The sequence below is a fragment of the Nostoc sp. genome (assembly GCF_036917815.1).
GTDB lineage: Bacteria > Cyanobacteriota > Cyanobacteriia > Cyanobacteriales > Nostocaceae > Nostoc.
Map to the genome: position 1 here is coordinate 23,015 of NZ_JBALEK010000025.1, position 23,793 is coordinate 46,807.

23 protein-coding genes are annotated in these 23,793 nt (G+C 43.5%); 10 read left to right on the top strand and 13 right to left on the bottom strand.

Going from position 1 to position 23,793, the window contains the following annotated elements; translation table 11 throughout:
* The first annotated feature begins 24 nt into the window (after window positions 1-24).
* The 3 genes from V7K97_RS07330 (at window position 25) to V7K97_RS07340 (ending at window position 2,229) form a co-directional block, all read left to right on the top strand.
* Window positions 25-303 carry an HdeD family acid-resistance protein gene (locus V7K97_RS07330; RefSeq protein WP_334800147.1) on the top strand — a complete coding sequence of 93 codons (279 nt, stop codon included), beginning with the start codon at window positions 25-27 and terminating at the stop codon, window positions 301-303.
* A gap of 485 nt (window positions 304-788) precedes the next feature.
* Window positions 789-1,103 carry a hypothetical protein gene (locus V7K97_RS07335; protein WP_334800149.1) on the top strand — a complete coding sequence of 105 codons (315 nt, stop codon included), beginning with the start codon at window positions 789-791 and terminating at the stop codon, window positions 1,101-1,103.
* Between the two features lie 4 nt (window positions 1,104-1,107).
* On the top strand, window positions 1,108-2,229 hold the full coding sequence (locus tag V7K97_RS07340; protein WP_334800150.1) for a ferrochelatase: 1,122 nt from the start codon (window positions 1,108-1,110) through the stop codon (window positions 2,227-2,229).
* A 150-nt stretch (window positions 2,230-2,379) separates the two neighbouring features.
* Here V7K97_RS07340 and V7K97_RS07345 read toward each other — a convergent pair whose 3' ends face one another.
* The 4 genes from V7K97_RS07345 to V7K97_RS31945 are packed head-to-tail and all read right to left on the bottom strand — an operon-like array spanning window position 2,380 to window position 3,927.
* Complete coding sequence (locus tag V7K97_RS07345) at window positions 2,380-3,255, bottom strand: MBL fold metallo-hydrolase (RefSeq protein WP_334800152.1); 876 nt, start codon at window positions 3,253-3,255, stop codon at window positions 2,380-2,382.
* A 57-nt stretch (window positions 3,256-3,312) separates the two neighbouring features.
* Entirely contained in the window at window positions 3,313-3,510 is a 198-nt protein-coding gene (locus V7K97_RS07350; RefSeq protein WP_334800154.1) for a type II toxin-antitoxin system HicA family toxin, read from the bottom strand.
* Window positions 3,510-3,815 carry a type II toxin-antitoxin system HicB family antitoxin gene (locus V7K97_RS07355; protein ID WP_334800156.1) on the bottom strand — a complete coding sequence of 102 codons (306 nt, stop codon included), beginning with the start codon at window positions 3,813-3,815 and terminating at the stop codon, window positions 3,510-3,512. The genes V7K97_RS07350 and V7K97_RS07355 overlap by 1 nt, the downstream gene beginning before the upstream one ends.
* Window positions 3,766-3,927: a ribbon-helix-helix protein, CopG family gene (locus tag V7K97_RS31945; RefSeq protein ID WP_442936849.1), complete on the bottom strand. Its 162-nt coding sequence runs from the start codon at window positions 3,925-3,927 to the stop codon at window positions 3,766-3,768. Before V7K97_RS31945 ends, V7K97_RS07355 begins: the two co-directional genes overlap by 50 nt.
* A 219-nt stretch (window positions 3,928-4,146) precedes the next feature.
* Here V7K97_RS31945 and V7K97_RS07360 point away from each other — a divergent pair, with 219 nt between their 5' ends.
* The gene (locus V7K97_RS07360; protein ID WP_334800158.1) at window positions 4,147-4,347 is read left to right on the top strand and encodes a hypothetical protein; all 201 of its coding nucleotides are present in this window, start codon (window positions 4,147-4,149) and stop codon (window positions 4,345-4,347) included.
* 96 nt (window positions 4,348-4,443) lie between these two features.
* Here V7K97_RS07360 and V7K97_RS07365 read toward each other — a convergent pair whose 3' ends face one another.
* Together V7K97_RS07365 and V7K97_RS07370 are read right to left on the bottom strand one after the other, a co-directional pair.
* Window positions 4,444-5,397, bottom strand: a complete 954-nt coding sequence (locus tag V7K97_RS07365; protein ID WP_334800159.1) for a heme o synthase — start codon at window positions 5,395-5,397, stop codon at window positions 4,444-4,446.
* Between the two features lie 290 nt (window positions 5,398-5,687).
* Entirely contained in the window at window positions 5,688-6,620 is a 933-nt protein-coding gene (locus V7K97_RS07370; RefSeq protein ID WP_334800161.1) for a COX15/CtaA family protein, read from the bottom strand.
* 405 nt (window positions 6,621-7,025) lie between these two features.
* Between V7K97_RS07370 and V7K97_RS07375 the strand changes: the two genes are divergently transcribed.
* The 5 genes from V7K97_RS07375 (at window position 7,026) to V7K97_RS07395 (ending at window position 13,774) form a co-directional block, all read left to right on the top strand.
* Window positions 7,026-8,114 carry a cytochrome c oxidase subunit II gene (locus V7K97_RS07375; RefSeq protein ID WP_334800162.1) on the top strand — a complete coding sequence of 363 codons (1,089 nt, stop codon included), beginning with the start codon at window positions 7,026-7,028 and terminating at the stop codon, window positions 8,112-8,114.
* Window positions 8,115-8,205: 91 nt separating this feature from the next.
* Complete coding sequence (gene ctaD / locus V7K97_RS07380) at window positions 8,206-9,942, top strand: cytochrome c oxidase subunit I (RefSeq protein WP_334800163.1); 1,737 nt, start codon at window positions 8,206-8,208, stop codon at window positions 9,940-9,942.
* A 118-nt stretch (window positions 9,943-10,060) separates the two neighbouring features.
* A complete protein-coding gene (locus tag V7K97_RS07385; RefSeq protein ID WP_334800164.1) occupies window positions 10,061-10,687 on the top strand; it encodes a cytochrome c oxidase subunit 3 in 627 nt (208 codons plus the stop codon).
* A gap of 444 nt (window positions 10,688-11,131) precedes the next feature.
* A complete protein-coding gene (locus V7K97_RS07390) occupies window positions 11,132-12,385 on the top strand; it encodes a serine/threonine-protein kinase (protein ID WP_334800166.1) in 1,254 nt (417 codons plus the stop codon).
* A gap of 315 nt (window positions 12,386-12,700) precedes the next feature.
* Complete coding sequence (locus V7K97_RS07395) at window positions 12,701-13,774, top strand: PstS family phosphate ABC transporter substrate-binding protein (RefSeq protein ID WP_334800168.1); 1,074 nt, start codon at window positions 12,701-12,703, stop codon at window positions 13,772-13,774.
* A gap of 110 nt (window positions 13,775-13,884) precedes the next feature.
* Here V7K97_RS07395 and V7K97_RS07400 read toward each other — a convergent pair whose 3' ends face one another.
* The gene (locus tag V7K97_RS07400) at window positions 13,885-14,049 is read right to left on the bottom strand and encodes a DUF3368 domain-containing protein (protein WP_334800170.1); all 165 of its coding nucleotides are present in this window, start codon (window positions 14,047-14,049) and stop codon (window positions 13,885-13,887) included.
* A 429-nt stretch (window positions 14,050-14,478) separates the two neighbouring features.
* Here V7K97_RS07400 and ribD point away from each other — a divergent pair, with 429 nt between their 5' ends.
* Window positions 14,479-15,651: a bifunctional diaminohydroxyphosphoribosylaminopyrimidine deaminase/5-amino-6-(5-phosphoribosylamino)uracil reductase RibD gene (ribD, locus tag V7K97_RS07405; protein WP_334800171.1), complete on the top strand. Its 1,173-nt coding sequence runs from the start codon at window positions 14,479-14,481 to the stop codon at window positions 15,649-15,651.
* A gap of 31 nt (window positions 15,652-15,682) precedes the next feature.
* Here ribD and V7K97_RS07410 read toward each other — a convergent pair whose 3' ends face one another.
* The 6 genes from V7K97_RS07410 to V7K97_RS07435 all read right to left on the bottom strand — a co-directional run bounded on the left by V7K97_RS07410 (window position 15,683) and on the right by V7K97_RS07435 (window position 23,767).
* Window positions 15,683-15,901, bottom strand: a complete 219-nt coding sequence (locus tag V7K97_RS07410) for a hypothetical protein (RefSeq protein ID WP_322677946.1) — start codon at window positions 15,899-15,901, stop codon at window positions 15,683-15,685.
* Between the two features lie 380 nt (window positions 15,902-16,281).
* On the bottom strand, window positions 16,282-18,162 hold the full coding sequence (locus tag V7K97_RS07415) for a protein kinase domain-containing protein (protein WP_334800173.1): 1,881 nt from the start codon (window positions 18,160-18,162) through the stop codon (window positions 16,282-16,284).
* 259 nt (window positions 18,163-18,421) lie between these two features.
* Window positions 18,422-19,354, bottom strand: a complete 933-nt coding sequence (locus V7K97_RS07420; protein WP_334800174.1) for a hypothetical protein — start codon at window positions 19,352-19,354, stop codon at window positions 18,422-18,424.
* A 64-nt stretch (window positions 19,355-19,418) separates the two neighbouring features.
* Entirely contained in the window at window positions 19,419-20,900 is a 1,482-nt protein-coding gene (locus V7K97_RS07425; protein ID WP_334800176.1) for a galactose oxidase-like domain-containing protein, read from the bottom strand.
* Window positions 20,901-21,689: 789 nt separating this feature from the next.
* Window positions 21,690-22,745: a hypothetical protein gene (locus V7K97_RS07430; RefSeq protein WP_334800178.1), complete on the bottom strand. Its 1,056-nt coding sequence runs from the start codon at window positions 22,743-22,745 to the stop codon at window positions 21,690-21,692.
* 131 nt (window positions 22,746-22,876) lie between these two features.
* Window positions 22,877-23,767, bottom strand: coding sequence for a LysR family transcriptional regulator (locus tag V7K97_RS07435; protein WP_334800179.1), 891 nt, complete (start codon window positions 23,765-23,767; stop codon window positions 22,877-22,879).
* Window positions 23,768-23,793: the final 26 nt, after the last annotated feature.

Sequence of the window (23,793 nt, forward strand, 5' to 3'; positions counted from 1 at the left end):
ATATAAATTGAAAAGGAGATGAACATGAGAGTTATTGAGTTTGAAACTGATGAGCAAGTTGTTAGTTCTGGATGGACAACCGCGATCGCTATTCTCGTGATCGTGTTGGGCATCATTGCGATTGCATTTCCTTTCTTTGCTAGTGTTGCTTCAACCCTACTATTTGGCTGGATATTCATCTTTGCTGGAATTACTCAAATTGTTTATGCCTTTCAATCAAGAGGTACAGGTAGAGTTATCGGGAAGCTGATTCTAGGTCTGTTGTATTTCCTATCTGGAATTCTCGTGGTGGTAAATCCGTAGAAAAGCAGAGGACTAAAGTCCTCTCTCCGAGATGCTTTGCGTAGCAAGATCCCCGAAGGGGTACACTACAAACCTTGAATTATTCACGCCGCTCTACTTAGACAAAATTATTCTGTCGATAGCTGTCTAAGAGGTTGTTTGAAAGGTTTTTTTGTATACGCGTAACCCTTGGAGATCCCCCTAAATCCACGCCACTTGCTCATGGGGGAAACCCCCAGACGCTCTCTACGAGACGCTGCGCGTAGCTTGCTTCTCTGTAAGAGTACGCGGACTCGCTACCGCTCTTAGCGTCTCCCCTTCTCCCAAAGGGAGAGGCTAGCGCCAAGGGAGAAGACCGCAGTGGCTCCCCTTAAAAAGGAGGACTTTGATTCCGGTTCCCCCCTTTTTAAGGGGGGTTAGGGGGGATCGAAAAGTGCCTAAAATCACAGCCAACGACTTTTCAAACATCCTCTAAAGCTTTGAAGCAACAAATAAGGAATTATTTGATGACAACCTCCAAAAAGAACAGCCAATATTTTCAAGCTATTCGCCGTTTTCATCGCATACTTGCTCCCATTATGTTGTTGCCTCTATTGCTGACAGCCATTACAGGATCGGTTTATCAGATTGTTGATTTGGCAGGCAAAGGAGATGCGTTTGACTGGTTATTAAATTTGCACAAGGGACACTTTGGGGCACTTAATCTAGAAGTAATTTATCCCTTCCTGAATGCTCTCGGCTTGCTGATATTAATTTTTACGGGAATTTCTATGTGGCTTCATCTACGACGTTCTTCTAAAAAACAACCTACTCAGGCTTAAAACAATGATTATTAGTCATCAATCTCAAGGGACGCAACCCGTCGGAACCCAAAATAGTGATTTGCCAGATCGCGTGGCAGTTTTGCTTGCAGGGTATGGTGAAGTGCAATCTTACCGCGCTCTGAGTGTTTACAACCAAGCTGCAACTAAGTATATTGCATCTCAGTTTGTGCCGATTCCAGAATGGCTATACCCTCTTGCTGGTTGGTTTCTCGCACTTCAAGATTTGTACAATTTTGGAGTCAAGCACGATCATTTCATGTCACCCGAAAATGAGATTTTTGAAAAACAACGTCTTGGTATCGAAGAACAGTTACAACACCAATGGGGAAATCGGGTGCAAGTGTTCAAAGGATTTTATTTCTGTCAACCCTTTGTGCAAGAAGTTGCAGCAGATATCATTAAGCAAGGGTTTCAGAATTTGCTGATTTATCCAATGCTTGTGGTCGATTCTGCATTCACGGGCAAAATAGCTGTAGAGCAAGTCAATGAAGTTATTGCTGCAACTGCATCTGTAAATGAGCCTAAACATTCGCCATTTAAAGCAATTCGATATATTCCAGCCTTTGCGACTGAGCCTGCCTACATTGATTTGATGGTGCGTCGGATTAAGGAAACTCTGAATCAGCTATTTGTTGGTCGCTTTTTTGAGTCTCAGATTGGCATTGTATTAACGGTTCACGGTGGCCCAGAAAAAACGCAAGGACTGTTAACTGGGGTAATTGATGGACAAGCCCTTTACGATCGCGTCCAAGCACAGTTGCAGCATCAATATCCCCTAGTCTCTATCGGTTGGGTGAATCATGACACACCTTTCATTAATTGGTCACAACCCGATCTGAAACAAGCCGCGAAAAGCTTGATTACAGCAGGTGCCCAAACCATTCTATTTAAACCCCTCGGCTGGGTAACTGAGAATTATGAAACCATTCTTGATGTCGAAGATGCGATTCAATCTTTGCAGCGTCAGTATCCAACAGTGACTTACACACGGCTTGATTGTGTCAACGACGATCCTGATTTTCTGAAAATAGCCGCAGAATGGGCAAATCCTCATATTGAAGCCATGCTGTCAGTGCCGCAACACCACGAGCATATTGAAACGAGAAGACTTGATTTTGACTGAACTTTGAAATAGGTTAAAAACCACAGTGCGGGATTTATCCACCAATCTTTATATAAGAGGTTGTTTGAATTTCCCCCCTGAGAGCATCGGCAAGAGGGTTAGGTTTTTCGTAGCCTTTTCCAGATTACCAAATAATTCATAATTATTCAGTCAATTCAAAGATTCCATCAACTCAATGCATTTGTGCATCTGTTGGCGCATGGTTTCTCTATCAGCATGAAACTTTCGCCCATGACCTGGTAACACCCACTCAAAAGAATAATTAGCCAAGTTACGCATTGATTTAGTCTGTTCTGACCAAGAATACCAGCACGCACCGTGAAATGCAGTCAGTTGCTGCAAGCTTTCTGACCAAGCCAGATGATCGCCAGTGAAGAGGAACTTATTTTTATAAAGTAGGGCGGTTTGTCCTTTGGTGTGACCGGGAACTGGGATAATTAATAAATCTGGTGTCAAACTAAATGGTTCAGAACCAGTTAGTTGTATTTCTACATTGCGAGTATCCGCAGTAATATCATCAGTGTGGAGGATGCGATCGCACTGAAAATGCTCGGCAAATTTTTGATGATCTGCCACATCATCCTTATGAGTTAGGTACATATAACGAATTGGCCCCAGTTCTTCTAAACGCTTGACTAAAGGCGGCGTAAACCGGGGAGAATCCACCAAAATATTACCTTCTGGAAGTTTAATTAAATAGCTAGCAGCTCCATAGGATTTTTCAGAATGATAGCCACAGTGGTAAACATTTTCCGCTACTAATATGGGAAACTTTTCTTGAGCAACTTTGATATCTTTTGGTTTCTCAGTTGTGCCAATAGAACTAGTAGGACAAGCTAAAAGTGCTTCCAGTGCTGCTAATCTTTGGGCCTCATTGGTTGGTTGATGATAAACCACCGACTGTTCATCAACACGAGAAAACACTTCAGGAGTCATCCAGCGACAGGTATCACAATCAATACAGGTAGTATCTACATAAAAATCGCCGTTGACATTTTGGGGACGACGCTGATTTAAATGAGCCATATTAATCCTTTTGCTTTCAGCTGCTTACTGGGGAGCGATAAACTCTATATCACTACGCTAGCAAAAGTAATTTGAGACTGTAGACGCTATTAGTAAGCTTGGGCTGATGTCTCCCTGATGTGGATTGGGAATTGTCAGCTTTAATTCACCTTTCACCATGTATTGATGCTTACCACCTGGGTAAGGCCCATCAAAACCTGCATCTTTCAGATAACGAATCAGATCCCGCCGATTAATCGATCCAAAGGCTGGCATTAGGCGACCTCTTTGGTGAAATTCAAGTCAACACCATCGAGTATCGGTAGAGTATGACCCAAACGCAATCCTAAAATAATCCATCCTTCAAGAGCATCTTGCAAATCTTCTCGACAAGCTTCTAGTGTTGCAGCGTTTGCCCAAACTCCTTGACATTCTGGAATTTCGCTATCGGAAAGATGCTGAGAACCCCCGAAGATGTAACTTTCCGCACCGCTACAAGTTACATCTGTGCTTCTAGCCGGGGGATGAAAGCTATCCGCCTGATTTATCAGGCTTGCTCGTTTTATTTGATTGCTCAACATATTGTCTGACAGCCTCCCTAATCAAATCATTTATCGACCGTTCTTTTTTCTTGCTTAATTGCACCAACTCTTCGTATTCTTCTTTAGAAAACCTTGCACTAAATCTACTCATGACATCGAATATATGTTATATTGATGTGATGGTAGCACAACTGAACAATAGTTCAAAACGACCGTGCGCCTGTTTGAACCATGACAATTGAAGATATAGGGTTGCATCAAAAAGTCTTTTTTCAAAGAGCCATTGGTGCGTAAAATTTTCATGGTTGGAAGATCCAAAAGTAGCCGCACAGCCAAGTTCATTGGTCGAGGCGGGTAGGGCATTTTGACAGTGCCAAAGCTAGTTGATTTGTTTAAAAATCAATTAGTAAAACGTTGCGTAGTGGGTCTTTTAGACCCCGTAGCAACATCATTTAGAATCCTCCGGCTAGAAGCCGGAGGAGATGTCAAAAAAAGTTCCATCCTCAAGCAACTCGTAGGTTGCTTTGTGCAATGCTGTACGAATGTAATTTGTCAACATTTAGCTTTTTGATCAATTTGCCTATGACTAATTATTATGTATATTTTTTAACTTCCAAAAATGCGATCGCGCCCCTTTACCAAACGCGATCGCTAAATTTTCCATCCCCTATCCAATAAAATGCAGATGATTGCTCACCGCACTAATTAGATTATGGGTAACGGGAAGACTATCAACTACCATCCCCAGACACAACAGCATCATGTAGGAGATGGAAAAGAGAAACAACTCTTTAGCGACAGCGCGATCCTCTGGATTTTGCAACAACCGCCAAGATTTGTGGATAAATAATCCTCCCAGACTTACGGCGATCGCAGCATAAAGAATTCCACTCGCGCCCAAGGGATAAACTAATAACACGGTTGCAACTACGGTAAGCAGCGTATAATACCAAATCTGCTTTACGGTTGCCGTATCACCTTCAATTACAGGTAGCATTGGTATCCCAACTTTTGCGTAATCATCCCGAATCATCAGAGCTAAAGCCCAGAAATGGGGTGGTGTCCACAAGAAGACGATGCCAAAAATTAACCATGCTGACCAGCTTAAAGTGCCTGTGACAGCAGCCCAACCCACTAACGCCGGAATTGCCCCAGCCGCCCCACCAACAACGATATTTTGGGTAGTGTGGCGTTTTAGCCAGTGGGTATATACCAAAATATAAAAGACGATGCCAGAGAAAGCTAGCAGCGCGGCTAACAGATTGGCAAATACTGCTAGAAGTGTAAAGGAAATTGTCGCCAGTGCGATCGCAAAAATTAGAGCATCGCGCGGCTGTACCTTACCCGAAGGTATGGGACGATGGCGCGTCCGCTCCATGTCATAATCAATATCCCGGTCATAGACACAGTTAATCGTCTGGGCGCTTGCAGCAGCCAAAGTGCCACCAGTGAGAGTTACTAGCAACAGCAATGGGTCTACTTCTCCCTTGGCAGCAATCCACATACTCCCAGCCGTGGTAATCAAAAGCAACGGAATAATCCGAGGCTTAGTTAGCTGGTAGTAACTTTGAATTACCTGTAAAAATGTTTCGTGGTGGCGAGAGACATTAGTCTCAATCATTTTGGCTCTGGTTCCTTATTTTTCAACAACTTATATACAGCCCCCACTTAAGTTGGCTTTTTCAAGCAAACGAAAACACAGATTTTCTGCACTTGCGTAGGTCGCAATACTCGCCGTTGCGCCTCTGACTGGGGAGTGGGGAGTGGGGAGTGAGGGAGCAGGGAGCAGGGAGCAGGGAACAGGGAGCAGGGAGAAGAGTTTTTCCCTCTGCAAGAGCAGCACCCCGCCCCTCTGCCTCTTTTCAATGCCCAATGCTTCGGCTTCGCTCAGTACAAGTGCCCAATGCCCCACTATCTACTCAGCACTTGTGAATCAGCACTAACTGAGTCACGTAGTGCAAGAACTGTGAAAGCCACCAAAGTACCCAGCAAAGCAGCTCCTATAGCTTGGTGAGAGACGGTGAGAGGCTCCACTTGGAGGTGTAATTTGAAGGTGGCAAATCCCAACAAGATTTGTAAGGTCAACAACGCACCAGCCATATTTCCCAGTCGCCGCAAGGCTGGATGTAGTGCTGGTGTCCGCCAACAGATAAATACCATTGCCAAAATTGCCACTGTTGGCGGCACCAAACCAGCAATATGGCTGTACATCACAGTACAAAGTTGAGAACCGCCCAGGCATTGGTGTAGCGCCCAGCGAGAGCCTACCAAAGCACCTAGCAGACTTTGCAGGTAAACCAGAACAGCAGCAGTTAAACCGACCCAAGGCAACTTACCAACGGTTCCATTCCCCTGATAGGGTGTCAGTGCCATGCCGATAATCAGGAGAGTGCTAAAAAACAATAGCGCCGTTCCTAAGTGGGCGGTAACGATATCAAACCGCAACAGTTCGGTAACGGTGAGTCCCCCCAAGATGCCTTGGAAGACGATTAGAAAGAGGGCGAATGTGGATGCCCAAGGTAGCCAAGAGGGTAAGAAAGGACGACGCCACCAGGATAAACCGAAAAGTGCGATCGCGCTTAAACCAATTAAAGCTGCATCCAATCTGTGAAACCACTCCAAAAACACTTGGAAATTCATTTGCTTGGCTGGCACAAGTTCGCCATAGCATAATGGCCAATCTGGGCAAGCAAGCCCAGCATTCATGACGCGGGTGGCACTGCCTATGGCCATCAAAATTAAGGTGGCTATGCACATTTTCCACACCAAGCGCCGAATCATTTCCTTGGGCTTTTGCTGCCCAAGCGCCGCTTCATTTTGTTGTTGTAGGACAAATTCGCTCATGAATGATACCTTCTGCCCGCTCTTGGTGGCTCTGTTAAAATTTTCAATTTTCTTTTAGCGTCCCATCTTCACCCTAGCGTATAGGCTAAAGGTTTATAGATTAGCACTCACTTATACTTTGAATCACTCCAGCAAAGTTTTCCCTGAAGCTTTAGGTATTTTTCAAGATGTGAGCAATTGATTAATGGCAATTAATTTAAACATTCTAAATTTTTTATTAAATTTTTAGATTGATTTACATCTATTTTTGGCGTTAGATGATATTAGACTCTTACTCAAGATTAGTAAAATAGTCAAAAAAATTAATAAAAATTTCAGACCTTTGGACTCCATCTCTTACAGCCTAGACTACCTTAGTAAGTGGGCAGCTTTAAGATAACGTAGTAAATTCAATTTAAGTAAGCCGTGAAGATTCCAAGTTCAATCTGGACATTACTCATTGGCATCGTGCTAACGCTAGCCAGCCTTTGGTACGGTCAAAATCACGGTCTGTTGCCAGCAGCAGCCACGGATGAAGCCGTTTTGGTGGATGGTCTGTTCAACGCGATGATGATCGTTTCTACAGGTATATTCTTGCTCGTTGAAGGTATTTTAATTTACTCTGCATTTAGATATCGTCGGCGTGCAGGTGACAATGAAGACGGCCCACCAGTTGAGGGCAATGTACCTCTAGAAATTCTTTGGACGGCGATCCCAGCAATTATCGTTATCGGTATTTCTGTTTACAGCTTTGATGTCTACAACGAAATGGGTGGCTTTGATCCCCATTCCATCCATGAAGCACCGATGAATCAGGAGTCGATGAAAATGCCAGTGCATGGAAGTGCTATGGCCGCAACTTTAAGCGATACACCTCCTGGCATCGTACCCAACCTCAATCAAGAAAAATCTGATGAGGCAATGGAAGACCCAGCTACCGCAGAAGTCCGCAATGCTGACCAAATCCCCCAACTGCGGAATGCCCCAGGTGTCGGTATTGTTGCCCCAACAATTGGAGATAGTCCCAATCAAGCAAGCAAACCAGCAGAATTACAGGTAAACGTCACTGGTTTACAATATGCCTGGATTTTCACCTATCCTGAAACTGGGATCACTACAGGTGAAATGCACGTCCCCATTGGGCGAAAAGTGCAAATCAATATGACAGCCAACGATGTCATCCACGCCTTCTGGGTGCCAGAATTCCGCATCAAACAAGATGCGATCCCCGGTAGACAAAGCGAGATTAGCTTCACCCCCAAAAAAGTAGGAGATTATGTCCTCATCTGTGCTGAACTTTGTGGCCCCTACCACGGTGCGATGAGAGCGCCAGTAGTTGTTGAGCCACAAGAAGCCTTTGATAAATGGGTACAAGAACAGCTAGTTGCTAGCAAAGAAACGCTAAATCAAGCGATCGCTGTTAACCCTGCCGATCTATCCCCAAATGAATTTCTCGCGCCTTACACCAAGGACATGGGAATTCAGCCAGAAATCCTCCATCAAGTTCACCATTAGTCAATATGTTATTCAGTCAAAATCCAATGACTAATAACTAATGACTAATACTTCGGCTCCGCTCAGTACAAGTGACCAATGACTAATCACTATGACACAAGCTCAGTTGCAAGAAACTGCCAATATCCCCGCCCTTCTTGAAGAACCGGGGATCAGAAAATGGCAAGACTTCTTTGGCTTTCAAACCGACCATAAGGTGATTGGGATTCAATACCTCGTCACGTCGTTTATTTTCTACTGCATTGGCGGCGTAATGGCTGACTTGGTTCGTACTGAACTACGAACTCCAGAGGTAGATTTTGTTACCCCGGAAGTCTACAATAGTTTGTTTACGCTGCACGCCACGATCATGATTTTCTTGTGGATCGTGCCAGCCGGGGCAGGATTTGCTAACTATCTAATTCCCCTGATGATTGGGGCAAAAGATATGGCATTTCCTCGGCTGAATGCTGTTGCCTTTTGGATGATTCCCCCTGCGGGTGTGTTGCTAATCGCCAGTTTAGTGGTGGGCGATGCACCAGATGCCGGTTGGACTTCCTACCCTCCCCTGAGTTTGGTAACAGGACAAGTGGGTGAAGGCATTTGGATTATGAGTGTCTTGCTGCTGGGTACATCCTCAATTTTGGGGTCGATAAATTTCCTGGTGACATTGATCAAGATGCGTATCCCCAGCATGGACATACACAAAATGCCCTTATTTTGCTGGGCGATGTTCGCCACTTCCTCACTGGTTTTGGTATCAACCCCAGTCTTAGCAGCAGGTTTGATTCTGCTTTCCTTTGACTTAATTGCCGGGACAACATTTTTTAACCCAACTGGCGGTGGCGACCCAGTAGTATACCAGCACATGTTCTGGTTTTACTCCCACCCAGCAGTTTACATCATGATTTTGCCCTTCTTTGGCGCAATTTCAGAAATTATCCCCATTCATTCCCGCAAGCCGATTTTTGGCTATAAAGCGATCGCTTATTCCTCCCTTGCCATTAGCTTTTTGGGGCTAATTGTTTGGGCGCACCACATGTTTACCAGTGGTGTTCCCGGTTGGTTGCGGATGTTTTTTATGATCACCACCATGATCATCGCCGTACCCACAGGAATTAAAATATTTAGCTGGTTAGCAACTCTATGGGGTGGAAAAATCCAGCTTAACAGTGCCATGCTATTTGCCATTGGCTTTGTTGGCACCTTCGTCATTGGCGGGATTAGTGGCGTGATGTTGGCAGCAGTGCCCTTTGATATTCACGTTCACGACACTTATTTTGTAGTTGCCCACCTGCACTACGTTTTATTTGGCGGTAGTGTGTTAGGGATTTTTGCTGCCATTTACCACTGGTTCCCGAAAATGACGGGACGGATGGTAAACGAATTTTGGGGTAAGGTTCACTTTGCCTTAACAATTGTCGGTTTAAACATGACCTTTTTACCCATGCATAAGCTGGGTTTAATGGGCATGAATCGCCGGATCGCCCAATATGACCCCAAATTCACCACACTGAACGAAATCTGCACCTATGGCTCTTATATACTGGCAATTTCGACATTCCCCTTCATTATCAATGCCATTTGGAGTTGGTTGTACGGCGAGAAAGCTGGTAATAATCCCTGGAGGGCGCTTACCTTAGAGTGGATGACTACCTCACCACCTGCGATCGAAAATTTTGATCAAACCCCAGTCCTGGCTACGGGACCCTACGACTATGGTTTAGAAAAGGCTGATGAAGGTGTACCTTTATCTGATCCCAATCCATTTTTATCTGCTGGGCCAAATTCAGTATTAAGAGCAGAACCAGACCCAGCAGTTGCTGCCAATCCCGAAGACCGAAAATAAACAGGGGACTGGGGACTAGGGACTAGGGACTGGTTAATTAATTCTCTCCCCAATGCCCCCAATGCCCAATGCCCCATGCCCAATGCCCAATTCCCAATTCCCCACTTAATCAAAATTCATGCAAAGTCAAACTATTGACCCAGCTAAAACCGAACTAAATCATCACCACGCGGCAGAAGCAGCAGTTGGTCATCATGAAGAACATCCAGATCATCGCCTGTTTGGGCTATATGTCTTCCTGATTGCTGAAGGGATGATTTTTATGGGACTGTTCGGAGCCTACTTAGCTTTCCGTGCTACCTTGCCCGTGTGGCCGCCAGCAGGTACCCCAGAATTAGAACTATTGCTACCTGGAGTCAACACCATCAATCTAATTTCTAGTAGTTTTATCATCCACAATGCTGACACTGCGATCAAAAAGAACGATACACGGGGTGCGCGAATCTGGTTAGCAATTACCGCTCTGATGGGTGCTACTTTTTTGGTAGGTCAAGTATATGAATATACCCATTTAGAATTTGGTTTAACTACCAATTTATTTGCTAGTTCATTTTACGTTTTGACTGGTTTCCACGGATTGCACGTAACTATCGGCGTTTTGGCAATTGTTTCTGTGTTGTGGCGATCGCGCGTTCCGGGTCACTACAGTAACGAAAAGCACTTTGGTATTGAAGCAGCCGAAATCTACTGGCACTTCGTTGACGTGATTTGGATTATTTTGTTCGGATTACTGTATTTACTCTGAGTATTAATTATTTAGTTGTTCATTCCACGCGAACAACTTAATCAGCCCCCAGTAGGGGGCTTTTTTCGTGACTATATGCATAAGGGACTGACAACAAATAAATTCTCCAATCTTGTGGGGTGGGAAACATGAGCGCCTTTGTATACGGGCTCTCGTGTCGCCCACCCCACAAGAAGTAGTTGAGTATTTTTTTTAGAAGTCCCTAATGAATCCAATATCTGTTTTTTAGCCCTATCCATGAAGCTAGATGATCGTGTGAACTAGTGTAAAATTTACTTAATATATGGTTATATTGCTAGAATTATTACAACAACTTCATAACAACAACACGCCCATGAAGCCTGAGAAGCTGACTAGCTCAGATACCAACAAATCTAGCGGCAGGGATTCATAACCTCACCTAAGCTCGGAATGGTCAGTAAATTAAGAAGTAGTATACGCCGGATGAGCCAGAACCCTCTAGTGCGAAAAACACTCCGAAGTCGCTTTGGGACTGTCAAACTGCCAAAAAGCGAGGGAGCTGATAATACTTACTTGTTAGAAGGTGCTATAGATAACAACCATCAATCCTCTATCCCCAGAAAAACACTTCGCAATCGCTTTGAGATTGTCAAACACTTAGGAAGCGGAGGATCTGGTGATACCTACTTAGCCAGAGACTTGGATTTACCCGGACAACCCCATTGTGTGGTCAAACATTTCCACCCGAAAGATCCCAATCCTGAAGTTGTAGCGATCGCTAAAAACCTATTTGGCCGAGAAGCGGAAGTTTTATACCAGCTAGGCAACGACCACGATCAAATTCCGAGACTGTTTGCCCATTTTGATGAAGATGGAGATTTTTATTTAGTCCAGGAATTTATTGACGGTCATTCCTTAACTCAAGAAATTATACCAGGTCAGCATCTAAGCGAGAATGCAGTCTTAAATTTATTAAAAGAGATCCTCGAAGTACTGGCCTTCGTCCACGAAAACAAAATTATTCACCGAGATATTAAGCCTCAAAATTTAATGCGGCGGTACTCCGATCAGAAGATTGTGCTAATTGACTTTGGGAGTATTAAGAGGATTGGTGTTTTGGGAGCAGGTTTAACAATTACTGTTGGGACTCCTGGCTATATGCCAAGCGAACAGGCTAAGGGAAAGCCAAAACTTTGCAGTGATATCTATGCAGTAGGGATGATTTGCATTCAAGCCTTGACAGGTTTAATACCTGAGCAACTACCAGAAGATCCCAATACTGGAGAAGTCATCTGGCGCGATCGGGTACAGGTAAGTGACGCTCTGGCAAATATTTTAGATACAATGGTTAGCGATCGCTACAACCAGCGTTATTATTCTGCCACAGAAGCTTTGCAAGCCCTTAATTCATATCTGGCGTTGTCACAGTCCTCACAATCTGCTGATATCAATCAAAACGCTGATGATACTTATTTGCTAACTTATAGAAATTTTATTTTGCTGCTGGGCATAGGTCTTGGTGCCACCACTAGTTTGATAGTAATAGTTTTAATATATACATTTATTAATACGGGAACATCGCTTCCGAACCAACCTACTCAACTAAAGAGGTTTCTAGAGAAGTTTGTTGAGTCACGGTTAACTAATACCAATAGCCTAGTAGCCAAATCAGCAGCTAACATGGGAGTCTGTCAAAGCAATTGCACCATTACAAAGACTACCAAAGAGCAAATTTGATTTCAGTACATTAGAAAAAGTTAATCATCTAGTAGCAATCATAAAACTAGCTATTAGAGGATGTTTTAAAAGTCCTCTGATCGTTAGCAAAACGTTTTATCTCCCCGCTAAATCCCCTTCAAAAGGGGGGACTTTGATTCTTCCCGGTTTTGAAGGGGGGATCAACAAGTGCCTAAAACTACAGCCAAGCACTTTTAAAACTGGCTATTAACTAGCTATGAAAGATTTACTTTGAATCTAAATATTTAAAGATTACTGTGGAATAAATACTTAGGTATTCCTGTAAGATAAATACAATAAACAATATTTAAAGATATGGACAATACAAATCAAAGAAAAGCTTTAATTAACAGCGAAATCGCCCTCTTTCTCAGAGGTTTGATTATTGGTAAAGTGCTGACACTTATGGTTATTGGCGGGTTGCTTTGGTGGTTACTGAAGCCGAATTTATTGTCCCGCAACAGTGCTGATTCCTCTAATCAAAATGCTAACGCTGTCTCTAATAATACATCAAATTTTCAGACCGTTGCTGATGTCCCCCCTGCCTCATTCAACTACGGAGGTAGTACAGCTTGGGCCTCTATCCGACAATTAGTAGATTCTCAGATCCAGAGCGCTCGCCCGGAACTACAATTACGCTACCTAGACCCGATTACTGGTAGCCCTGGTTCTAGCTCAGGTATTCGGATGTTACTTGATGGGAAACTAGACTTTGCTCAGTCCTCCCACCCTCTCACAGATGAAGAACAAGCTATGGCAAAAGAGCGAGGCTTCACCCTTGAGCAACGTCAGGTAGGTATGGATGGGGTAGCAGTGGTAGTCAATCCATCACTCAAGGTGTCGGGTTTAAGTGTTGAACAATTGCAGCAAATTTATTTGGGACAAATTACTAACTGGAATCAAGTCGGTGGTCCAAACCTACCCATCACAGCTTTTTCCCAACGACCGGAGGACGCAGATACCGTCATATTCACGAGGAACAGCAACTTCAAGGGGCAAGCACTTGGCTCTAATGTGCAGTATGTCTACTCTACTACAGACGCAGTGCGCCAACTCAGTAAAACCCCTGGTGGTGTGTATTATGCTTCTGCCCGTTCAGTAGTCTTTCAATGTAGTGTGAAGGCTTTGCTATTGGGTAACACTTCTGGTCAACTAATTCCCCCCTACCGCGAACCAATGGTATCACCTGAGCAGTGTCCACGTCAGCGCAACCAGCTAAATACTCAGGCAATCAAAAATGGCAGCTATCCCATGATTGCGAATTTGTTTGTGATTATTAAGCAGAATAAAGGTCGAGAACAGCAGATTGGAAATGCTTATGCCAATCTTTTATTAACTGACCAAGGGCAAAGAGCAATTGAGCAAGCTGGTTTCGTTGGGGTTCGCTAGTAGATTTGATGATGTTAGCCGATCGCTATGAGAACCAATTTACAGTAACACCAGTAAAAGCGATCGCACATCATTCCCCCACCAACGCCAGTGCTTGATTGATTACACGGTCAGAGAGATACATTCCCCAAAGAGCGCAAATTCTCTAAAATCGGTCGTGCTGCTGTTATTTTGCCACGTTGCTTTGCAGTCAAAACTAGACCAAGTGTTCCACGAACCGGAATCCACAATTGTCTACAGTTAACGATTGCCTCCGGCACGCTACGCGATCGCACTTCTCGGAATTTATCCCCATCTGCATAATTATTTTATTTTGTCAAGCCACACCACCAGATCATTTTCTATAACCTTTATCTTGTCTGCTTTTCAGCCATGTTAAGAAAGATCCGGGTAATGGATAGCCGCTTGCGGGGAGGGGTTGGGGGTGGGGTGTAATGACTGTGGGAATCATAACTATTTATGCGGACATGATATTAGGGGGGATCAGTAAGTGCCTAAAATTACAGCCAACCACTTTTCAAAAAACCTCTGACAACTGACTCCTGAATTCTATTTAGATCAATTATCAATTTTGAAATCTGCTAAAGTTTCAGTTACCCTGAACTGTAATGTAAATATTACTGTTTAATTATCAGGATGAAAGCGCGATTCTCTTGTGGAGAGGCGGCGCGATCGCGTGCAGAATATTTACATTGCCTAAAATTATGGATAATTCCCCAGTGTTCGCTCAAGCAGACGCATCCTTAGTTGGCTCGAATTCACTACCAAAGGAAAAGGTAGGAACTGACTTTGACTCTCGCATGATGTTACGGTGTTTAGAACTTGCTCGCCGCGCTTTAGGACGGACTTCGCCAAATCCCCTAGTGGGAGCGGTGATTGTCAAGGATGGCGAAATTGTAGGCGTTGGGTTTCATCCTCGTGCAGGTGAGCCTCATGCAGAAGTGTTTGCTTTGAAAGCAGCAGGGGATCATTCTCGTGGTGCAACAATCTATGTGTCACTTGAACCTTGCAATCACTACGGGCGTACTCCCCCTTGTTCGGAAGGATTGATTGAAGCAGGGGTGGCAAAAGTCGTAGTGGGTATGGTTGATCCCAATCCATTGGTAGCTGGAAATGGTATTGCTCGTTTACGGGCGGCGGGGATCGAAGTGCTAGTTGGAGTAGAAGAAGCAGCTTGTTATCAGCTAAATGAAGCTTTTGTGCATCGCATTCTCTACAAACGACCTTTGGGAATTTTAAAATATGCCATGACTTTAGATGGCAAAATCGCTACTACCTCTGGTAATAGCGCTTGGGTAACAAGCCAAGATGCCCGCAAGGAAGTACATCAACTGCGGGCGGCTTGTGATGCCATAATTGTCGGCGGTAATACAGTCCGACAAGATAATCCTTACTTAACTAGCCATCAAGTGGGGGCACATAATCCCCTGCGGGTGGTGATGAGTCGCCATCTCAACTTACCGGAAAGTGCCCATCTGTGGCAAACTGCCGATGCTCCAACTTTGGTGTTGACACAGAAAGGTGCTAACCCCGATTTTCAAGAACTGTTGCGAAAACTTGGTGTGGAGGTGGTGGAATTAACATCACTGACACCAGATAAGGCGATGGCGTACTTATATGAACGGGGGTTTTGCAGCGTGTTATGGGAATGTGGTGGTACCTTAGCTGCTAGTGCGATCGCTCAAGGAGCAGTACAAAAAATTCTAGCATTTATTGCCCCGAAAATCATTGGTGGTAGCATTGCTCCCACACCAGTGGGCGATTTAGGTTTGACTACCATGACTGAGGCGTTGTCTTTAGAACGTGTTCGTTGGCGTTTAGTCGGCTCTGACTGCTTAGTGGAAGGTTATTTTCCCCAAAAAGCCAATAGTCAATAACGAGAAGGATTCTGAATTCTGAATTTAGCGATCATGAACACTGACGTTCATGGGCAAGATCGCGTATAAGGGCTAGCCGAGATTGAATGTAGTGGCAGAGATAATCAGTTTCGTTAGAATCTAACAAGACTTGCGTTTCGGTTTGTTTCACTAACCACTGCACTAAACTAGCATCATCCAGTTGTAAGAGGAGCTTGGCTTGAGCGGTTTCAACCACTGACCAAAGCTGACGCATGATTGTAGGAGTCATTAGACCTCAATTGAATAATTTAGCTTTGCTGTCTTTAGATTACACAATTGCGATCGCAATTTACGACATAAATGTAGAAGCTGAGACAAGTATTATTAAAAACTTAATAATGCTATTTATAACTTTATGAAGATTAAGAATTGAATTAGGGGATTGGGGAATGGGAATGGGGAATGGGAAAGACAGGTTTTCATGGGTTTAGTTACAAAACCTAGAAAACAAATGCACTAATTCTAAAAACTGGGTTTTTGTGTTTGGGAAGACTGAAATTATCTTGATTGTAGCCCAATCAAAACAGTTTTTTAATCACTATATCGGATACCGAATCTGTCTTATAGGATACAAAAATTTAACTTTTGAAAACAATGTTTTCCAGGAAATTAACACTGCTTGGCTGTAGATGGACTCACAAAATCATGTAAATCTACATCCCAAATGCTGATGTAAATAAAATCACATTGTTGGCGGATAATCTGACCCTTGACTGAGCCATTCTCAAAACTAAAATTATCAGACTGACGCTGTTGCACCTGTTTAAGTCCCTGCTTAATTTCTTCAGTGGCTTGCCCATTTAACATTCCATCTAAGGTAGTCTCCATTACCTGCGGGTCTACCGATTGGGCAAAAGATACCTCAGTTTGACGCAGCACTTTGGAGTTACGATCAAATAAATAGCCAAGGTCAATTTTGTTTGGCACAAGTTTGTAAACCACAGCCCGAGTCTTACCCCATGCGCCTCGCAAATCTTGATTTGGTTTGCCGAGAGTAGCTTCTACGATGTTTCTTCCTGTACCTGTAGGAAATGCGGGAACGCTTTCTCTGCTAGTAGTGGCAGCCAATTTACTGCGGGGCTTGTTTTGTGGTGTGGAACGCGCTTCTGGTGTGGGAACTGCCCTTGCCTCATTCTTTGGTTCTGGCTGTGGTGTAGGAACTGCCCTTGCCTCATTCTTTGGTTCTGGCTGTGGTGTAGGAACTGCTTCTGGCGATGGAGTATCTAAAATTACAGGCTCTTTTTTTGGCTGTGGGATCGATATAACTGGGGGCTTATAGGTGGGCAAAGGATCGGCAATTACTGGCTGTTGTGGTGGCGATATCGGTATAACTGAAACTGGAGAAGTTTGGGAAGAAACAGGCGGTTCGGGAGATGGAGGAGTGGAAGGCAAAGATTCGGGCGATGGGGCGGGACTTGTGGCAATAGTTGTTTCTGGTTGTTGCTGACGAGTCATGCTAGAAAGTGCTACTGCACCAATCAAGCCGCCTATAAGCAAACTACCAACAATCACAGCAGGTTTTTGCCAATTTCCACCAGAGGAATACCCTGGAATTACAGAGTTTTTTTGCGGTGAATATAATGGCTGGGTTTGTCGAGTCGGTGTAACGGTGGGAGAAAAGCTGACTGTAGAAGTATTTGCAGTTGACTCAGGAGGTATATGATTAGCAGACTGCAAGGCATACAGCATTTTACTAGCAGTGCTGTAGCGATCGCCAGCGTGAGGCTTAATTGCCTGATTAAGTACCAAAGCTAATTGGGAAGAGACATGAGGCGCGTGATCTTGCCAAAGTATTTCCCCAGTTTTCAGATCAGTTTGCAATTCTTGGGGGTGTTTGCCAGTTAACAGATAAATCGCTGTTAAACCTAAGCTGTAGATATCAGTGGCGTAAACTGGGCGGCCAACAGCTTGTTCGCTAGGCATATATCCAGGCGTACCAATAACGAGCGATCGCGTCGGGTATCCTGGAGAACTCACCACCGAACGGATTGTTTCTTTGACTGCACCAAAATCAATCAAAACAGGCTTACCATCAGCAGAACGGAGAATGATGTTATCTGCCTTGATATCGCGGTGAATAATCCCTTTGCTGTGAACATAATCTAAGACTGAAAGCAAACTCAAGAGAATTTGCCGAACAGCAGTTTCACTCTCAAATCCTTTGGCTTCAACAATTTTGGTCAGGGTTTGGCCGTGAATCCATTCTTGGACGAGGTAAAATTGCCCATTCTCAGAAAAGTAGGCGTAAAGTTTAGGAATTTGGTTACAACTTTCACCCAAATACTCTAAGGTTGCTGCTTCTCGTTCAAAGCGCTGTTGGATAAGTTGGTAAGTTTGCGGAGCATTACTGGTTATCGGTTTGAGTTGCTTGATCACACAGCGACGGCGAGAAGGCAGATGGACATCTTCTGCGAGAAAGGTTTCGCCAAACCCACCAGCGCCAATTACCTGGATAACTTGATAGCGATTGTTCAGTAGGGTTATTGTCATGACAAATTATAAACGACCCAGTGTGGAGCCGGAAATTTCCTCTCTTCTCTGGGCTTGTCGTCAGACATCGCCCTTTTCAAATGTACATCAGATCAGTTAGTTGATGAATTAAAGACACTGAAGCTCTACGCTTACCGGCTAGCTTGTAAACTGAAATCACTCTCGTCCCAAAACCATACCTGCATTTGTTCTGGGACAAAGCCTACTCCGCATTTGAAGTAGGCTTTGTCCCAGATTTCGCCATGTAAGTCAATTCCTTCTAGCCACGAACAACGGTAATCTGAGCAGTGTCAAAGTCTTGTAGCCGAGTCATGTTTCCACTGTTCTTATCTACGCTATACACAGCATTAGGTGTCTCATATCTCATCGCTCCAAAGGCGAGGAGTTGACCTGTTGCAGAGCAAACTAAGCTTTGTAAGCCATTATTCCATGCTTTACCATCAAATTTCAATTGTGCCAGTCTGATTGGCTTTTTTTGATTTGAATCTAGCTGCACCAGAGTTGTATCACCATTGAATCCAAGTAAAGAGGTATAGAGTTTTCCATCTGGGCACTCAGCTAGATTGCTAACCCGCTCATCGTTCGGGAATTTAACCTTACTAATAGAACTTATCTCTCCTGTTTGAAGGTTAATATCTACCAATCTGATCGGTGGTGTACCGTTCTTGTTACCTACTAGAGCGATAAGTCGCCCATCATTAGTGCCTAGCAAGCTCCCAAGCTGTTGATTATCTTTAAGTCCTGAGACTATCAAAGTTTTTACAGGCGTACCCAAAAATGTAATGCGAGTAGGTGTCACTTCTCTGCTGCTAATACTAACAGGAGTAATGGCTACAACAAGTGTGCCATCGCTTAAAGAAGTAAAGCCACTCAATATCTCATTAGGCTCTACTAAAGGTGTACTTTTATCCATAAGTACCTGAGCCTTTCCTGTCATTAAGGATTGCAAAACAAGTCCTAGAGGCTTAATATCTCTGGGTACACTCTTTGAGGCTGTGCTATTAAACTCAGTGGTGTTTCCCTCTGGAATAACCTTTTCGTCAGTGGTGATGATAGGGCTAGAACCGATACCGACAATATTTAAACTTGGTGTTTGCCCTAAAGCTTTGTTGGTTACATAACTAAGCCCAGATACTACACTTCCAGCAAGTACCAACTGGCCAAATTTCCGACGTGAGAGATTGTAACTCATATTTCTACTCCTAGAATTAATGACTTTTATTAAGTAGCAGTGTATTGAACATAAACGGATAAGGCTAAGATATTTGTGTCCAGGTTGCTACTGAGGGTGTCCCATTGTTGTCACTAATAAAAAGCATGTACCAGCCTGGTGGTGCGATGTTTCGATTGGTTGTTACCGTGACATTGAGAGAAGTAGCGTTCCTAAAATTAATTGGTACATCCACTAACCTTTGTTCTGTATCGCAGGAGTGGGTGGTTGCCATTGGTTTAATCAGACTAACCCATTTAATATTTCCAGCTTGGGGTGTCTGAATCGTAAATTGCAGCCCGTAGCTCAATGTTTGAGGAGCGCTCTGAATAATTGGCCGTGACCGCGACATATAGGCGGGACTGTAGATTTCTAATCGCAGTTCATCGACAGTCCGTTGAGGATTACCCCCAGCTGTAACTACCCTACCATCTGGCAGAAGTAAAGCTATGGAGTGATATACACGGGGGACACTTTGTTTAGCTACTGGTGTCCAAGTATATGTGGGTGGATTGAAGATTTCTGCTGGCAGCATTGATTGTGTTATGTCCTCATTCATTTTGCTACCATTGCAAACAAACACTGTGCGATCGGGTAACAAAACTGCACTCAGATGCATCCGAGAATATTTGAGATACCTTGATGGTACGTAAGTTGGGTTAGTAGCTTTTAGATTTACAAGATTCACCCTGTTTGTTGCCGTAGTAGCATTACCCCCACCCATAATCATTACTACTTGGTCTTGTGCAGGTGGTAAAAGCACACTGGCACCTTGATTACCGAAATCTGGGTTTTGCAACCCTGGTACCATTTTTTCTGTAATGGATTGTGTAAATGTCCCTGGCAGGGTTAATATCCTCGGCGCACTCAGTCCACTGCCCATTTGGGCACCTGAATAAAAGATGTTTCCATTACTTAGTAGAAACAATTGTGGGTATGACAGTAAGGCACTAGTTGCTGGAAAAGCATTCCAACCATTTGCAAATGTAGAAGAATAAATTTCTGGTTGTATGTTGAGCTTGCCATGTATATCATACCCAGACACTGCTAATATCCGACCATTGCTTAGTGTTAATACAGTCGGATACCAGCGGCCATTATTCATTGATGGCTTGTTGATCCATTTCTCGTTAATGGGATCAAACATTAGAGCAAAGGGTGTACCATAGAATGGATCGTAGCGCAGAGTTCCACCCGCAACCATTAACATCCCATCAGGGGTGAAGGAGTGACCAGCGCAAAAAAGGTCAATAGGTTGATTATTACTATCCAATGGAGGCGCTTGATGGGAAAAGGTTCCCTTGTTTACATCCCAAACCACACTGTCATAGGGAGTATTTAAGCGACTGGGATCATTACCTGAGCCGCAGAAAAATAGTATTTTACCAGTATGAAATAGAGCAGCATGTATAGGTAGGATTGGGGCTTGGTACGGCAATACTTCCCATTTGTCTGTGGTAGTAGCCTGAGCGATAAAAGTCCCTAAATCTGTTTCCTCTTGAAGGTTCGTTGTGTTAGTTTGAGTCACTTTATCTACAATAATTCCTACGTGAATTTTATTTTTTTGTTCTTTCTTTCAGTAATTTTTTTCCAAATCTAGATATATAGCTTTTTAGGTTTACTTAATATGAAGAAGTAATGTTTTTTATAACAAGATAATGTGAACTCAGGTGTTTTTTATTTCCGATCCTTTTTTTGCGGTGACATTTGCGTAAAAGGGTAGCATTAACGATGCATTGACTTGCCAAATTTAATTCGCTACGAGATTAATGCAAAGTTGTACTAAGTAGAGCGGCATAAATAGGACTAGCCCTTTCAAGGTGGGTAAAAATTTTGGTCACAAAATTCCTCTTTAATCTCTTTACTCTGTGTTCTCTGCACCTAATAAGGTTAAATAAATTACTTTTTAACCGCAGAGGCACAGAGAAGCCAGTGCGTTGGGCGGGTTCCCCGACTTGAAGCAACTGGCGCAACACAGAGAGAAAAAACAGATTTTAGTAGTCACCTTGAAAGGGCTAGTCCTATAGGATTACTATTTGATTTTTGAACAACACGTAGGGTGTGTTATCGCCGAGAGTACGGCACCATTTTCAAGGGTTTGGTGCGTTAGACTAAAGTCATAACGCACCCTACAAATACTTAATTTTTTTCAGAAATCAAACCGGATTCCGATAGTAAATAATTAAAGGTTTGTAGTGAGTGGCTCCAGTCTTTGCTTGAGGACTAAAATCCTCTCTACGAGACGCTACGTGTAGCAAGATCCCCGAAGGGGTACACTACGAACTAATCTCAAGATTTTTTACATTACTTAACTTACTTAAGTGAACTCTATAGTCTCAACAAACTCTAAAATACTCTCCTTGATATCTTCGGCTTCTTCTGCAACAGAATCGGGAGTTTCGCCGTCAAGAAAGCTGTGCTGACTACTAACTATATACAAAAATTCACCACTTATAAAGGTGAGCAGCCCCCGATAGGCATCTAATCTGATTGCAGTTCCATTATTTTCTTGTTTAGAAATCGTGGAACCTTTGGGCATATCGATTAACACGTAGTAAGCGCCTCGCAAAGTATTTTCCAGATATTCGGTATACTCTACAGAAGCCTCTGGGACATTGGCAAAAATCGCTTGGGGTATATACTTGTCTACTAAGATTGTTTGTAAATATTCTTCCTGTCCAATAGATTCTAATTCTTCTAACTGTTCTAAGGGGAAAGGATAATAATCGATTCTCAGCAAAGTACCGATGTCATCAGAAAAGCCAACTACTCCTTCCTGACTCTGAATTCTACCGCCCTGCTGCGGATCAACCGGAATCGGCACTGAAAAATTATTTAAGGGAGATTGATATGTCTGTTCTGTAAAATCTTCTATGATTACGGTTTCATCTTCATCTTCGTCGTCTGTATATTCTTCATTCTCTGCTTCTTTAAAGGCTGCAATTACCTCCTTAATAATTTCCTCTGCTTCTTCATCCTCCAGTTCTAAAGCTGCTTGTAGTTTTTTAAGGTAGATTTGTTTTGATTTGGGGATGGCAAGATCATCGTCTAAAAGCACTATTACCCCAGCAGCAAAACCATCCAGTACTAACTCATCTGAGAGAGATACTTTAGCGACATTAAACAGAGGCCCAATTCCCTCTTGTTCTGCAATCAAGATCAGTCGATCAACTATTTCGGTGATTTCATCTTCTGAGTATTCCTCGAAAACCTCGAATTCCCAGAGGATACCCGCCAAACTTTCTGCATCTACATCTTCAATCAATGAATCAGCGATCGCAGTGACAGTTGCGATCGCCGCCACCGCTTCTTCTGGACTTAGTGATTCTTCTGATGTCTTTGGTGAGTTAAAAACCTTGTCATATTTAGTCATAATTGCTACCTAAATTTAATTCCTTGATACTAATAACAGATTGAAGGTGACAATGGTCAGTTTACCAATGGAGCGAATCTTCTAGAGAAAAAGTTGGTTAATACGTTAAAAATTGAGAAGCAATGTTGCGATCAAACTTCGGAACTGATTGTAGCAAAGCGATCGCACATAAAATCACGAAAGCACGTCACCTTGGCTGGCAATAGTCGCCGTCCCTCATGGAGAAGATAAACAGAAGCTTGCTCCCCGATAGACCATTGGGGCAAAACTTTCACCAATTGTCCTGATTTACAGTCTGATTCACATAAGAGAGTGGGAAGAATCGCAATACCAGCCCCGAAGAGAGCCATTTGTTTGAGAAAAGCAAAGTCGTTCGCCATGATGTTGGCACTCAAATTAACTTGACGACTGGTATTGCCCTGATGAAACCTGATGGGTTTAGCACCAAACAATCGCTGATGCAAGAGTATGCGGTGATGAATCAGATCCGTCACTGTGTCAATAGTTTCTCGTTGCTTGAGATACTGAGGACTGGCAAATAATTGCACTGATACATTGTTGATTAATCGATGCAGGATATATGTTGAGTCTGAAAGTGTTTTTGTGGCTCGAAAAGCGATATCAATTTGATGCGTTGTTAAATCAAGTAACGTCTCAGTCAGCAAAATTTCCACACTGATGTTAGGGTATCGCTCTGAAAATTCCGCGATCAAGGGCGGAAATACAGATAACCCTAAATCCACAGGCATCGTCACTCGTAACAGCCCTGATAGTTCTAGCCGCGCATCCCGCAGTTCTGTAGCCCCTTCATCCAATAAAGCCAAAGCTTGAACACTCCGCCGATAGAACGCCATCCCTTCTTGGGTAGGTGAAACAGCCCGCGACGAACGGTTAAGCAGTTTCACCCCTAACTGCTGTTCTAAGCGAGTAATGCGACGGCTCACCGATCCTTTAGACTCCCCAAGTAGTTGAGCTGCACGGGTTAAACCGCCATGCTCAATGACTGCACACAGCGATCGCAAAAAGATAGTTGAAAAATCTGGTTAAA

Excerpts from the sequence above, each read along its gene's own strand:
- V7K97_RS07370 (WP_334800161.1), bottom strand. The coding sequence starts at position 6,620 with ATGAGCGAATTTGTCCTACAACAACAAAATGAAGCGGCGCTTGGGCAG.
- V7K97_RS07430 (WP_334800178.1), bottom strand. The coding sequence starts at position 22,745 with ATGACTAAATATGACAAGGTTTTTAACTCACCAAAGACATCAGAAGAA.
- V7K97_RS07410 (WP_322677946.1), bottom strand. The coding sequence starts at position 15,901 with ATGACTCCTACAATCATGCGTCAGCTTTGGTCAGTGGTTGAAACCGCT.
- V7K97_RS07365 (WP_334800159.1), bottom strand. The coding sequence starts at position 5,397 with ATGATTGAGACTAATGTCTCTCGCCACCACGAAACATTTTTACAGGTA.
- V7K97_RS07330 (WP_334800147.1), top strand. The coding sequence starts at position 25 with ATGAGAGTTATTGAGTTTGAAACTGATGAGCAAGTTGTTAGTTCTGGA.
- ctaD (WP_334800163.1), top strand. The coding sequence starts at position 8,206 with ATGACACAAGCTCAGTTGCAAGAAACTGCCAATATCCCCGCCCTTCTT.
- V7K97_RS07335 (WP_334800149.1), top strand. The coding sequence starts at position 789 with ATGACAACCTCCAAAAAGAACAGCCAATATTTTCAAGCTATTCGCCGT.
- ribD (WP_334800171.1), top strand. The coding sequence starts at position 14,479 with ATGGATAATTCCCCAGTGTTCGCTCAAGCAGACGCATCCTTAGTTGGC.
- V7K97_RS07390 (WP_334800166.1), top strand. The coding sequence starts at position 11,132 with ATGAGCCAGAACCCTCTAGTGCGAAAAACACTCCGAAGTCGCTTTGGG.
- V7K97_RS07350 (WP_334800154.1), bottom strand. The coding sequence starts at position 3,510 with ATGCCAGCCTTTGGATCGATTAATCGGCGGGATCTGATTCGTTATCTG.
- V7K97_RS07355 (WP_334800156.1), bottom strand. The coding sequence starts at position 3,815 with ATGTTGAGCAATCAAATAAAACGAGCAAGCCTGATAAATCAGGCGGAT.
- V7K97_RS07415 (WP_334800173.1), bottom strand. The coding sequence starts at position 18,162 with ATGACAATAACCCTACTGAACAATCGCTATCAAGTTATCCAGGTAATT.
- V7K97_RS07345 (WP_334800152.1), bottom strand. The coding sequence starts at position 3,255 with ATGGCTCATTTAAATCAGCGTCGTCCCCAAAATGTCAACGGCGATTTT.
- V7K97_RS07420 (WP_334800174.1), bottom strand. The coding sequence starts at position 19,354 with ATGAGTTACAATCTCTCACGTCGGAAATTTGGCCAGTTGGTACTTGCT.
- V7K97_RS07340 (WP_334800150.1), top strand. The coding sequence starts at position 1,108 with ATGATTATTAGTCATCAATCTCAAGGGACGCAACCCGTCGGAACCCAA.
- V7K97_RS07385 (WP_334800164.1), top strand. The coding sequence starts at position 10,061 with ATGCAAAGTCAAACTATTGACCCAGCTAAAACCGAACTAAATCATCAC.
- V7K97_RS31945 (WP_442936849.1), bottom strand. The coding sequence starts at position 3,927 with ATGAGTAGATTTAGTGCAAGGTTTTCTAAAGAAGAATACGAAGAGTTG.
- V7K97_RS07395 (WP_334800168.1), top strand. The coding sequence starts at position 12,701 with ATGGACAATACAAATCAAAGAAAAGCTTTAATTAACAGCGAAATCGCC.